The sequence below is a fragment of the Massilia sp. Soil_C_3 genome, from assembly GCF_057657035.1.
On record NZ_JBDGJG010000008.1, the window covers coordinates 375,225 to 387,463 of the forward strand.

Annotated in this window: 8 protein-coding genes; 7 read left to right on the top strand and 1 reads right to left on the bottom strand. The window is 66.9% G+C overall.

From position 1 onward, the window contains the following. Window position 1 precedes the first annotated feature (1 nt). The 7 genes from AC3A6F_RS18800 to AC3A6F_RS18830 all read left to right on the top strand — a co-directional run bounded on the left by AC3A6F_RS18800 (window position 2) and on the right by AC3A6F_RS18830 (window position 10,675). Entirely contained in the window at window positions 2–730 is a 729-nt protein-coding gene (locus AC3A6F_RS18800; RefSeq protein ID WP_487683387.1) for an ABC transporter ATP-binding protein, read from the top strand. Between the two features lie 19 nt (window positions 731–749). Continuing rightward, window positions 750–2,999, top strand: a complete 2,250-nt coding sequence (locus tag AC3A6F_RS18805; protein WP_487683389.1) for a TonB-dependent receptor domain-containing protein — start codon at window positions 750–752, stop codon at window positions 2,997–2,999. A gap of 104 nt (window positions 3,000–3,103) precedes the next feature. Further along, window positions 3,104–3,943 carry an alpha/beta fold hydrolase gene (locus tag AC3A6F_RS18810; protein ID WP_487683391.1) on the top strand — a complete coding sequence of 280 codons (840 nt, stop codon included), beginning with the start codon at window positions 3,104–3,106 and terminating at the stop codon, window positions 3,941–3,943. Between the two features lie 247 nt (window positions 3,944–4,190). Beyond that, a complete protein-coding gene (locus AC3A6F_RS18815; RefSeq protein WP_487683393.1) occupies window positions 4,191–5,399 on the top strand; it encodes an efflux RND transporter periplasmic adaptor subunit in 1,209 nt (402 codons plus the stop codon). A 6-nt stretch (window positions 5,400–5,405) separates the two neighbouring features. Continuing rightward, entirely contained in the window at window positions 5,406–8,594 is a 3,189-nt protein-coding gene (locus AC3A6F_RS18820) for an efflux RND transporter permease subunit (RefSeq protein ID WP_487683395.1), read from the top strand. A gap of 7 nt (window positions 8,595–8,601) precedes the next feature. Further along, window positions 8,602–9,282 carry a winged helix-turn-helix domain-containing protein gene (locus AC3A6F_RS18825; RefSeq protein ID WP_123067707.1) on the top strand — a complete coding sequence of 227 codons (681 nt, stop codon included), beginning with the start codon at window positions 8,602–8,604 and terminating at the stop codon, window positions 9,280–9,282. A 10-nt stretch (window positions 9,283–9,292) separates the two neighbouring features. Continuing rightward, window positions 9,293–10,675, top strand: coding sequence for a sensor histidine kinase (locus tag AC3A6F_RS18830; RefSeq protein ID WP_487683397.1), 1,383 nt, complete (start codon window positions 9,293–9,295; stop codon window positions 10,673–10,675). Here AC3A6F_RS18830 and AC3A6F_RS18835 read toward each other — a convergent pair. After that, complete coding sequence (locus AC3A6F_RS18835) at window positions 10,669–11,946, bottom strand: amidohydrolase family protein (protein WP_487683399.1); 1,278 nt, start codon at window positions 11,944–11,946, stop codon at window positions 10,669–10,671. The two genes, AC3A6F_RS18830 and AC3A6F_RS18835, sit on opposite strands and share 7 nt — an antisense overlap. Between the last annotated feature and the right edge of the window lie 293 nt (window positions 11,947–12,239).

Genomic DNA, 12,239 nt, shown 5'->3' on the forward strand with positions numbered 1-12,239 from the left:
CATGCTGCACGCACAAGCGCTATCCAAATCCTTCGGGGGCCAGCGCGCCCTCGACAACCTCGACCTGCGCATCGCGCCGGGCGAGATTTTCTGCATGCTCGGCGCCAATGGCGCCGGCAAGACCACCACCATCAAGCTGCTGCTGGGTTTCCTGGCGCCGACCTCGGGCCTGGCCCTGGTCGATGGCATCGACGTCCAGAAGGATCCCCTGGCCGCGCGCCGGCGCCTGCTCTACCTGCCGGAGCAGGTGGCGCTGTACGGGGAACTCACCGGCCTGGAAAACCTGGATTACTTCGCCGGGCTGGCCGGTGTGCCTGACCGTACCCCGGCGCGCCTGCGCGACTGGCTCGAGCAGGCCGGGGTGCCGGCCGCCGCAGTCGAGCGCCGCGCCGCCGGCTATTCGAAAGGCATGCGCCAGAAGGTCGCGATCGCGCTGGCCATCGCGCGCCAGGCGCGCGGCCTGTTGCTGGACGAGCCGACCTCGGGACTCGACCCGCAGGCCAGTGCCGAGTTCCACCGCCTGTTGCTAGGCCAGCGCGACGCCGGCGCGGCGGTGCTGATGGCCACCCACGACCTGTTCCGCGCGCGTGAAGTGGCCACCACCATCGGCCTGATGCGCGACGGCCGCCTGCTGCGCACCCTGCGCGCGAACGAGGTCTCGGCGCTCGAGCTCGAGCAACTGTATCTGGATGAGATGGCCCACGCCGTCTCGTCAGCAACAACTGTTTGATCACCCTGAAAGGACTACCATGAAACGCCTTCCCATCCTGGGCGCCTGCCTTGTACTGGCGCCCGCCCTGCCGCTGGCCGCCGAGCAAGAAGCGGAGCCCGACAGCACCGTCGTCGTCACCGCCCGCCGCGCCGACGACGCCCCATTGACCGTCACGCCAGTGCAGACGCTGTCGGGCCAGGATCTCGTGCGGCGCCGCATGGGCACCCTGGGCGAAACGCTGGCCGGCCTGCCTGGCGTGCACCTCGACAATTTCGGCGCCGGCGCCGCCAGGCCGGTGATCCGCGGCCAGACCCTGCCGCGCATCGAAGTGCTCAGCGATGGCGCCAACCTGTTCGACGTGTCGTCGGTCTCCCCCGACCATGGCATCGCCACCGATCCGCTGCTGCTCGACGCCATCGAGGTCCAGCGCGGGCCGGCTGCCGTGCGCTACGGCGGCAACGCGACCGGTGGCGCGATCAACCTGATCGACAGCAAGGTGCCCAAGCTGGTCCCCGAGGGCGGCGTCACTGGCGCCACCGAAGTGCGCTACGGCACTGGCGACAATGAGAAAACCGTGGTCGGCCGCGTCACCGCCGGCAGCGGCAACTTCGCCGTGCATGCCGAAGGCGCCAAGCGCCAGGCCGGCGAATACGCGGTGCCGTCCGCCTTCGGCGCCGACAAGCTGCGCGACTCCTTCGCCGACAGCGAGAGCTATAGCGTGGGCGGTTCGTGGATCACCAAAAAAGGCTATATCGGCGCGGCCTATACGCGCGTGCGCAACGAATATGGCCTGCCGGGACACAGCCATGCGAATGGCGTGTGCCACCTGCACGGTTATTTCAATCCTGTGCGGGTCGACCTGCATTGCGTGGGGCATGGGAGTTACCAGAATCCGCTGGACAATCCCGACTCCGACACGGCCTGGATCGACTTGCGCAGCGACCGCGTGGATGTCCGGGCCGACTATGCCGATCCGCTGCCCGGCTTTTCCGGCCTCAGGTTCCGCGCTTCGCACACCGACTACCAGCACGACGAGATCGATGGCCCGATCCTGTACAGCCGCTATAGCAACAAGGTCAAGGATGGCCGCCTCGAACTCACCCACAGGCCCTTGCTCGGATTCACCGGTACGCTCGGCCTGCAGTACACGGACGGCACCTTCGGCGGGCTGAATCTCATCGACCTGCACGTGCCCTCGACCAACTTTTACGGGTTCGAAGGGCAGACGCGCTACGTGACCGAAAACACCGGGCTCTTCCTCAGCGAACGGCGCGCGTTCGGCGCCGTCGACGTCGAGCTCGCCGTGCGTAAGGACTGGCGCACGGTCAGCGTGCCGATTCCCGGGGAGTTTTTCATCCGGGTACCGGAGGAATATATTCCCTCTTATGAACAGATGGACGGCCCGAACTGGCGCCAGGTCCTCGAAGCGAGCATGCGAGAGGGCCATGTCAGCAGAAACCCCGAGCGCAAGCATCGTCCGCTCTCCGCGTCGATCGGCGCGACCTGGAATCTTGGCGGCGGCTACTCGGCCGCCCTGGCGCTGGCGCGCACCGAGCGGGCGCCGAATATGCGTGAGCTATTCGCCTTCGGCAACAATCTCGCCACCAATAGCTATGAACTGGGCTTGCTGGCCGACTGGGAGTTCATCGATCCCATTCTTGGGGAAGCCGGCATTTTCCGTGGCGACGTCCTGGAAAAATCGGACGCGCTGAACCTGACCTTGCGCAAGACCGGGGGGCCGTTCGAGTTCGAAGTCGGGCTATTCCACCAGGACGTCGATGACTATGTGTACGCCCACGCGCTGGAAACCGAAACCCGCAACGGCCTCGCCCACCACTTCCTGATCTATACGGCCGGCAAGGCGCGTTTCAAGGGCATCGACGGCCAGGCCAGCTACCGCCTCACGCCAGCCTCGCGCGTGACCGTCTTCGGCGACTATGTGCATGCCGAGCTCGGCGATGAAAAAGGTTATCTGCCGCGCATCCCGCCGGCACGGCTGGGCGCCCGCTACCAGGGCGACTGGGGGCCGCTGTCGGCGGGACTGGAAGTCTACCGCCACTTCACGCAAGACCGGCTGGCGCCGCTGGAGACGCGCACCGATGCCTACAATATGCTTAACGCCACCCTGGCTTACCGTTTCCAGCACGCTCCCAGGCGCTGGACCGAGCTCTACCTTAGCGGCACGAATTTGACGGATGAGCTGGCCTATAGCCACGCGTCCTTCGTGAAGGCCCAGGCGCCGCTGCGGGGACGCAATATCGTGTTCGGACTCCGTAACCAGTTCTAATCATTGATCCGGTCGGCAACGCCTTGCCGCCGATCCGGAACAATCGACGAACCCCGGCATCTGATCCATGCCGGGCCACCTCCACCACGTCGAAAGGAAACACGATGGCCTATTTCTCGACCCGCGACGGCGTCGACATCTATTACAAGGACTGGGGCCGTGGCCGGCCGGTCGTGTTCTGCCACGGCTGGCCGCTGGGCGCCGACAGCTGGGAAGCGCAGATGCTGCATCTGTCGAACAACGGCTTCCGCACCATCGCCCACGACCGGCGCGGGCATATGCGCTCGAGCCAGCCCTGGGATGGTAACGATATGGACCATTACGCCGACGACCTGGCCCAGCTGCTCGAATTGCTCGACCTTAATGATGTGTGCCTGGTCGGCTTCTCGACCGGCGGCGGCGAGGTGGCGCGCTACGTCGGCCGCCATGGCACCGCCCGCATCGCCAGGCTGGTCCTGATCGGGGCGGTGCCGCCGCTGATGCTGCAGCGCCCCGACAACCCGGACGGCGTGCCGCGCGACGTGTTCGACGGCATCCGCGCCGGCCAGCTCGAGAACCGGGCCCAGCTCTACCTCGACATCCCCTCCGGCCCCTTCTATGGATTCAACCGGCCGGGCGCGACACCGTCGCCGGGGCTGATCCAGTCGTGGTTCTTGCAGGGAATGTTAGGCGGACACAAGAATACCTACGACTCGATCGCAGCGTTTTCCGAAACCGATTTTCGCGATGACCTCAGGAAATTCGACAAGCCGACGCTGATCATCCATGGCGACGACGACCAGGTGGTGCCGATCGACGTCGGCGGCCGGGCCTCGGCGCGCCTGGTGCCGCACGCGACCTTCATCGCCTATGCCGGGGCGCCGCATGGCTTGACCGACACGCACAAGGACAGGGTGAACGCCGACCTGCTGGCCTTCGCGCGCGGCGAAACCGTCGGACATTAGACGCGGATACTTCCCGTCCCAGGCCATGGCGGCGGGCATACTCCCCCCGCCCGCGGCCGGGAGCGCCGAGTTGCACTTTTCCACTCTGCGGTAACAGGCTATCGCTCATCCATTGACTATTCTGGCACAGCTGAAGGACAACATTAACGAAAATTAATAATTCGCACACCCCCGCTTAAGCCGGCGCCGGGCATGATCGAAGGTAGGGAAAATATCGCTCTCAACCTTGTAATCCGGATCCAACCACATGCCCTCGACCACTTCCTTGCGCCGCCAGCCGGCCCTCGGCGCCGCCTTGCTGGCGGCGCTGCTGCTGTCCGCCTGCGCCAAAGACCCGAAACCCGTCGCGCCCACCGTTCCGGAGGTGGCCGTATTGACGATGAACACCTCCAACGTGGCGCTGAACATCGCCCTGCCGGGTCGCACGGCGCCCTTCCTGCTGGCCGAGGTCCGGGCCCGGGTCGACGGCATCGTGCAGGAGCGCCGCTTCAGGGAAGGGGCCGACGTCAAGAAAGGCGATCCGCTCTACCTGATCGACCCGGCGCCCTACCGCGCCGCGCTGGCCAGCGCCGAGGCCGAGCTGCAGCGGGCCCAGGCCACGCTGGCCAGCAACGCCTCCCAGCTCAAGCGCAACCAGGTGCTGGTGAAGGAAAACGCGGTCAGCAAGCAGGAATTCGAGAACGCCGAAGCGGCCCAGCTGGAAGCCGCGGCTGACGTCGCCGCCGCCAAGGCGGCCGTCGAGACCGCCCGCATCAATCTCGGCTACACCAGCGTCGACGCGCCGATCACCGGCCGCAGCAGCGTGTCGGCGGTGACGCAAGGCGCCTATGTCCAGGGCGGCGCCGCGACCCTGATGACCACCGTCCAGCAGATCGACCCGATGTACGTCGACCTGCAGCAGTCGAGCGTCGACGGCCTGGCCCTGCGCCGCGAGATCGCCGCCGGCCGGGTGCGCATGGACGGCGCCAACGCCGCCAAGGTCAGCCTGACCCTGGAAGACGGCACGACTTACAGCCGCAGCGGCACGCTCGAGTTTTCCGGCGTGACGGTCGACCAGGCCACCGGCGCGGTCACCCTGCGCGCGCGCTTCCCGAATCCCGACAAGCTGCTGCTGCCCGGCATGTTCGTGCGCGCCAGCGTCAGCCAGGGCGTGCGCCAGGCCGTGATGCGGGTGCCGGCGCCGGCCGTCTCGCGCACCCCGCAAGGCACCGCGACCGTCATGGTCGTCGACCGCGAAAACAAGGCCCAGCTGCGCACCGTGCGCACCGGCGCCCTGGTCGACGGTTACTGGCTGATCGACGAAGGCCTGAGGGAAGGCGAGCGTGTGATCGTCAGCGGCACCCAGAAGCTGCGTCCCGGCACCGTGGTCCGGATCGGCGCACCGTCGGCGCCGGCCAGCCAGGCGCAGGCGGCGCCGGCCAATCCGCCAGCGCCGGCCCCGGCGCGCCAGGGATAAGCGACGATGCCAAAGTTCTTCATCCAGCGCCCGATCTTCGCGATCGTCATTTCTCTGCTCATCATGCTGGCGGGCGGCATCGCCCTGTACAGCATGCCGATCGAGCAGTATCCGCCGGTGTCGCCGCCGTCGGTGCAGATCCAGGCCGACTTCCCGGGCGCCTCGGCCGAGACCATGCAGAACACCGTGATCCAGGTGATCGAACAGCAGCTGACCGCGATCGACAACCTGCTGTACATTGATTCCTCGAGCGACGATTCGGGCCGTTCGACCACCACCCTGACCTTCGCCGCCGGCACCGATCCCGACATCGCCCAGGTGCAGGTGCAGAACCAGCTCCAGGCGGCCGTGCCGCGCCTGCCGGCCGAGGTGCAGCAGACCGGCCTGCGGGTGACCAAGTCGACCAGCGACTTCCTGATGGTGGCCGCCTTCGTGTCGGACGACGACAGCATGACCAAATTCGACATCGCCAACTACGTGTCGTCGAACATCCAGGATCCGCTCAGCCGCATCTCGGGCGTGGGCAGCATGAACGTGTTCGGCACCCAGTACGCGATGCGGATCTGGCTCGACCCGGTCAAGCTGACCGCCTATGCGCTGACGCCGCTGGACGTGACGGCGGCGATCCGGGCCCAGAACGTGCAGGTCTCGGGCGGCCAGCTGGGCGGCACGCCGGCGGTGCAGGGACAATCGATCAACGCCACCATCACCCAGGCGACGCTGCTGCGCACACCGGAGGAATTCCAGCGCATCCTGGTCAAGGTCCAGCCTGACGGATCGAGCGTACGCATCGGGGACGTGGCGCGGGTGGCGCTCGGCTCCGAGAACTACCATGTCGACGTGCGCTACAACGGCAAGCCGGCATCGGGCCTGGGCATCCAGCTGGCGCCGGGCGCAAACGCGCTCGACACCGCGGTCGCGGTGCGCGCCCGCCTGGCCGAGCTGGGCGAATTCTTCCCGCCGGGCCTGCGCACCGTGTACCCGAACGACGTCACGCCCTTCATCGAGCAATCGATCAGCGGCGTGGTGCACACCCTGATCGAGGGCATCGTGCTGGTGTTCCTGGTCATGTACCTGTTCCTGCAAAACTTCCGCGCCACCCTGATCCCATCGATCACGGTACCTGTCGTGCTGCTGGGGACCTTCGGCATCATGGCGGCGCTGGGCTTCACCGTCAATACGCTGTCGATGTTCGGTCTGGTGCTGTCGATCGGCCTCTTGGTCGACGACGCCATCGTGGTGGTCGAGAACGTCGAGCGCGTGATGCACGAGGACGGCCTGCCGCCGAAGGAAGCGACCGTCAAGGCCATGGGCCAGATCACCAGCGCGCTGATCGGCGTGGCCCTGGTGCTGTCGGCGGTGTTCGTGCCGGTGGCCTTCTCGAGCGGCACGGTGGGCGCGATCTACCGCGAGTTCTCGCTGACGGTTGTAGCCTCGATGCTACTGTCGGCCTTTATCGCGCTGACCCTGACCCCGGCGCTGTGCGCGACCATGCTCAAGCCGGTCGACCCCAATCACCACGAAAAAAAGGGTTTCTTCGGCTGGTTCAACCGCTCCTTCGACAAGAGCCGCGACCGCTACCTGGGCGCGGTGAGCAGCATCCTGGGCCGCCGCACGCTGTGGATGGTGGTGTACCTGTTCATCATCGGCGTCGTTGCAGCGCTGTTCCTGCGCCTGCCGGGCGGCTTCCTGCCGAAGGAAGACCAGGGCTATATGATTGTGCAGGTCCAGACCGCGGCCGGCACCACCCAGGAAGTGACCGGCAAGGTGCTCGACGAGATCAGCAACTACCTGCTGAACGACGAAAAGGCGATGGTCGAGGCGACCATGGTCATCAACGGCTCGGCCCAGGGCCAGCGCGGCCAGAACGTGGGCCGCATGTTCGTGCGCCTGCGTAACTGGTCCGAGCGCAAGGACGACGCCCTGCACGTGTCGGCGCTCTCCAACCGGATCGCCGCGCGCTATAAGGACTTGCAAAACGCCCAGGTGGTGCCGATCGAGCCGCCGTCGATCCGCGGCCTGGGCTCGGCCACCGGCTTCACGATGCAGCTGCAGGACCGCGGCGGCCTGGGCCGCGACGCGCTGGCCAAGGCGCGCGACCAGTTGCTGGAACTGGCGGCGAAGGAACCGGCCCTGACCCGGGTGCGCTTCACCGGCCAGGCCGACAACCCGACCTACAAGATCGACATCGATCGCGAGAAGGCGGCCGCGCTGGGCATCGACCTGACCCTGGTCGACCAGACCTTCTCGACCGCCTGGGGCTCGCGCTACATCAACAACTTCCTCGACACCGACAACCGCATCAAGCGCGTCTACGTCCAGGCCGACGCCCAGTTCCGCATGAACCCGGACGATATCAAGCTCCTGCACGTCAGGAACGGCCAGGGCGATATGGTGCCGTTCTCGAGCTTCGCCAGCGCGCGCTGGTCGTGGGGTTCGCCGTCGATGCAGCGCTATAACGGCATCACCTCGGCCGAGATCGTGGGCCAGCCGACCGCCGGCCACAGCACCGGCGAGGCGATGGCCATCATGACCCGCCTGGCGGCCCAGCTGCCGCAGGGCATCGGCTTCGAATGGAGCGGCATCTCGCTGCAGGAATCCCAGGCCGGCGCCCAGGCGCCGCTGCTGTACGCGCTGTCGATCCTGGTCGTGTTCCTGTGCCTGGCGGCGCTGTACGAGAGCTGGGCGATCCCGATCTCGGTGATCATGGTGGTGCCGATCGGCGTGCTCGGTGCGCTCGGCGCCGCCACCGCCTTCGGCATGGAAAACGACGTGTTCTTCCAGGTCGGCCTGCTGACCACCATCGGCCTGTCGGCCAAGAACGCGATCCTGATTGCGGAATTCGCACGCGAGCTGCAGATGCAGGGCATGGAGCTGGTCGAGGCGGTCATGGAAGCGTCGAAAGTGCGCCTGCGCCCGATCATCATGACCTCGATGGCTTTCATCCTGGGCGTGCTGCCGCTGGCGATCTCCAGCGGGGCCGGCTCGGGCAGCCAGAACGCGCTGGGCATCGGCGTGATCGGCGGGATGCTGACGGCGACCTTCCTGGCGACCTTCCTGATTCCGCTGTTCTACGTGATCGTCGCAGGCCGCGCCAAGCCGCCGGCGATCCACGCACCACCGCCGCCATCGCCGGGGGCCCACGCGCCCAAGGCCGAGGCCGAGACACCGGATACAATGCCAGCTTCCCACTGAGACCGCCGTGAAACTGTTACTCGTCGAAGACAATGAACGCGTGGCCCGCTTCGTCAAGAAGGGGCTGACCGAGGCCGGCCATACGGTCGACCACGCCGACAACGGCCGCGACGGCATGTACCACGCCGTCAGCGAGCCTTACGACGCGATCGTCATGGACCGCATGCTGCCGGGCGGGATCGACGGCCTCGGCATCATCGAAGCGCTGCGCCAGCAGGGCAACCGGGTGCCGATCCTGATCCTCTCCGCGCTGGACGGCGTGGACGACCGCATCCGCGGCCTGCGGTCCGGCGGCGACGATTACCTGACCAAGCCGTTCGCCTTCGGCGAGCTGCTGGCGCGGCTCGACGCCCTGCTGCGTCGCTCGCAGAGCCAGGCGGTGGAAACCGTGATGAGCCTGGGCGACCTGTCGGTCGACATGCTGTCGCACCGCGTCACGCGCGCCGGCAAACCGGTGGCGCTGCAGCCGCGCGAATTCAAGCTGCTCACTTACCTGCTGCGCCACGCGAACCAGGTGGTGACGCGCACCATGCTGCTTGAGAACGTGTGGGATTACCACTTCGACCCGCAAACCAACGTCATCGACGTCCACATCAGCAAGCTGCGCCAGAAGATCGACGCGGGTTTTGCCACGCCGCTGCTGCGCACCGTGCGCAATGCCGGCTATATGCTGACCGACCAGCCGTGAGGCATCCGTCTTGAACCTCTGCCTGCCCAGTTTTTCCGCCCGCACCATCGCGATCGGCTACGCCGTCGTCACCCTGGTGGTGCTGGCGATGTTCGCCGCGCCGCTGTGGTTCGCCTGGCACAAGAACATCGGCGAGGTGCGCACCCAGCTGCTCAAGACCGACGCCCGGCATCTGCGCAATCTGTTCGAGCGCCAGGGGCCGCCGGCGCTGGCGGCGGCGATCGACAGCCAGGTCCATGGCGTCAACGACGGCGTGCGCAAGATCATGCTGTTCGTGGCGCCCGACGGCGCCAAGCTGGCCGGCAACCTGCCGGAGTGGCCCGAGGGCGTGCCCGAGCGCGACGGCCTGTGCCAGGTGACGATCCGGGTCGACGACAAGCCGCGCAACGTGGAGCTGGTGCGGGTGACGCTCGAAGACGGCTATATGCTGCTGGTGGCCAGCAACCTGGATCGCTTCCAGCAGCTCGAGCGCCTGTTCGCCTATGGCCTGCTGGGCTGCGCGCTGGCGGTGCTGGTGGGCGCCGCGCTGGGCGGCGTGTTGATCCGGCGCGCGCTCCTGGGACGGGTACAGCGCATCAGCCAGACCACGGCCTCGATCATCGAGGGCAAGCTGTCGCACCGCCTGGTGGAGCCGCGCGACGGCGACGAGCTGCAGCAGCTGACCCGTACCGTGAATCGCATGCTGGACCAGATCGAGCATCTGGTGACGGGGGTGCAGGACGTGTCGAACGCGATCGCGCACGACCTGCGTACGCCGCTGTCGGAGCTGCGCGCGCGGCTCGAGGAACTGTCGGTGGCGCGCCCGCCGAGCGAAGAAACCTTCGCCGAAATCGACGACGCCATCGACGACGTCGATCGCGTGATGGGCATCTTCAACGCGCTGCTGCGCCTGGCGGAGATCGACAGCGGCAGCCGGCGCGGCGGCTTCGTCGAGGTCGACCTGGCCGCGCTGGGCGCCGAGGTCACCGAATTCTATGGCCCGGTGGCCGAACTGAAGGACATCGACCTCGGCTTCGACGCGCCCGAGGATCTGCGGGTGGTGGGCGACCCGGTGCTGCTGGCCCAGGCGCTGGGCAATATGGCCGACAACGCCCTGAAATACGCGCCGGTGCGCGGCGCGATCGCGATCACCGCGCGCCGCCTCGACGCCGACCGGGTGGCGGTGGTGGTGGCCGACAACGGCCCGGGCATTCCAGAGCACGAGTGCACGCGCGTGATCGAGCGCTTCTACCGGGTCGACGCCAGCCGCGGCACGCCGGGCGTGGGCCTGGGCCTGAGCGTGGTCTCGGCCGTGGCGCGCCTGCATGGCGGCAGCCTGACGCTGGAAGACAACCATCCGGGCCTGCGCGCCACGCTGCTATTGCACGCCAATCCGGCGGCGCAAACCTATTGAGGTTTCAGCCCTGGGCGTTCGAGGATTGCGTCGATCGAGGCGCGCGCCTCTTTCATCACCTGGGGAACGTCGACGCCGAGCAGGCGCCCGCCGCGCTTTAGCACGACGCCATCGACGATCACCGTATCGACGTTGGCCGGCGTGGCCGAGTACACGATCAGGGCATAGGGATCGCTATCCTCGGCCAGGGCCATGTTCAGGGCGCCAGGGTCGAGCAGGATCAGGTCGGCGCGCTTGCCGGGCGTGATCGAACCGATCTGGTCGTCCATGCCGATCGAGCGCGCCGCCTCGATCGTCGCCAGTTCGAGGATGCGGCGCGGCGCGATTGCCGTTTCCTTTTTCCCGGCGCCGGATGCGGTGAGCGCGAGCAGGCGCATATTGGCGAACAGGTCGGCGCTGCCGGCCAGCGCCGTGCCGTCGATGCCCAGGCCGATGCGCCCGACGGCCGCGTAGTCGTCCAGCACGGTCAGGCCATAGCCGACCCGCTGCTCGGTGACCGGCGTGAGCGACAGTGCGCTGCCGGCCTTTCGAAACGCCGCCAGCTCGGCGGGCGTGGCGCCGGTGGCATGCACGATCTGCACATCCTCGCCTAACAGTCCACTGGCGGCCAGTGCGCCGTTGCGCTTGCCGCCGGAATGCACCGAGACCGGCAAGCCGAGCTTGCGCGCGGCCGCGATCTCGCGGCGGCCTGTGGCGGCCACGTCGGCCTTGCCCTCCCCCACGCCGCGCCAGCCCAGCCCCAGCGTGACCCGCCCCGGCCGCGCCCGCGCCGCCGCGGCGGCGAGCAGCTCGAGATCGACGCTCTCGGCCGCGCCAAGATCGTCATGCGCACCCGCCAGCAACCGCGCGCGGATGCCGCTTCGCAGCAGCGCCTGTTCAGCCGCATCGAGGTGCGCCGGACTGCGCAGGTTATGGAAGAAATCGACGGTGGTCGTGACGCCCGACGCCAGGGTCTCGACCGCGCCGAAATAGGTGCCGATGCGAACGTCATCCGGCGTATAGTGCCGCCCCAGCCGCTTCTTGAGCGCGAAATAGTCGGTATCAAGCGTATTGCGAAACTGCCCGCGCGCCGCACTGAGCCACAAATGGTTATGCGTATCGACCAGCCCCGGCAGCAAGATCATCCCACGCGCATCGATCCGCTCCGCCCCCGCCGCCTCGAGCTCGCGCCCAACAGCAACGATTCGCCCATCCCGAACCAGCACATCCGCATCGCGCCGCTCGCCCTGCTGCGGATCGAGGCTGACGACGTAGGCATTCTGGATCAACAAGCCACGCGGCTGCCCAAAAACCGCCTGACACGACGCAAACAACAAGCCGAACACAACACAATGCAAAAGACGCGGCATGGCAAGTTCCAGACAATAAAATTGCCACCAATTCTACAACCTACCCCACCGAGCCGTGCGCGCTTACCGCCCCAGCCCAATCCATAATTAGGGTCGGAGTAAAATTGTTTGACAACTTCAGTAACTCAATTGGCCAATAATTCGACTCTGAGATAGCCCGGGTTTGGTGGACATCCAAAATAGGAGACAATACGTCCTATGGATGACACTACAAC

Bases quoted from the DNA above. Each gene is read 5' to 3' on its own strand.
- AC3A6F_RS18800 (WP_487683387.1), top strand. From the start codon at position 2: ATGCTGCACGCACAAGCGCTATCCAAATCCTTCGGGGGCCAGCGCGCC.
- AC3A6F_RS18805 (WP_487683389.1), top strand. From the start codon at position 750: ATGAAACGCCTTCCCATCCTGGGCGCCTGCCTTGTACTGGCGCCCGCC.
- AC3A6F_RS18810 (WP_487683391.1), top strand. From the start codon at position 3,104: ATGGCCTATTTCTCGACCCGCGACGGCGTCGACATCTATTACAAGGAC.
- AC3A6F_RS18815 (WP_487683393.1), top strand. From the start codon at position 4,191: ATGCCCTCGACCACTTCCTTGCGCCGCCAGCCGGCCCTCGGCGCCGCC.
- AC3A6F_RS18820 (WP_487683395.1), top strand. From the start codon at position 5,406: ATGCCAAAGTTCTTCATCCAGCGCCCGATCTTCGCGATCGTCATTTCT.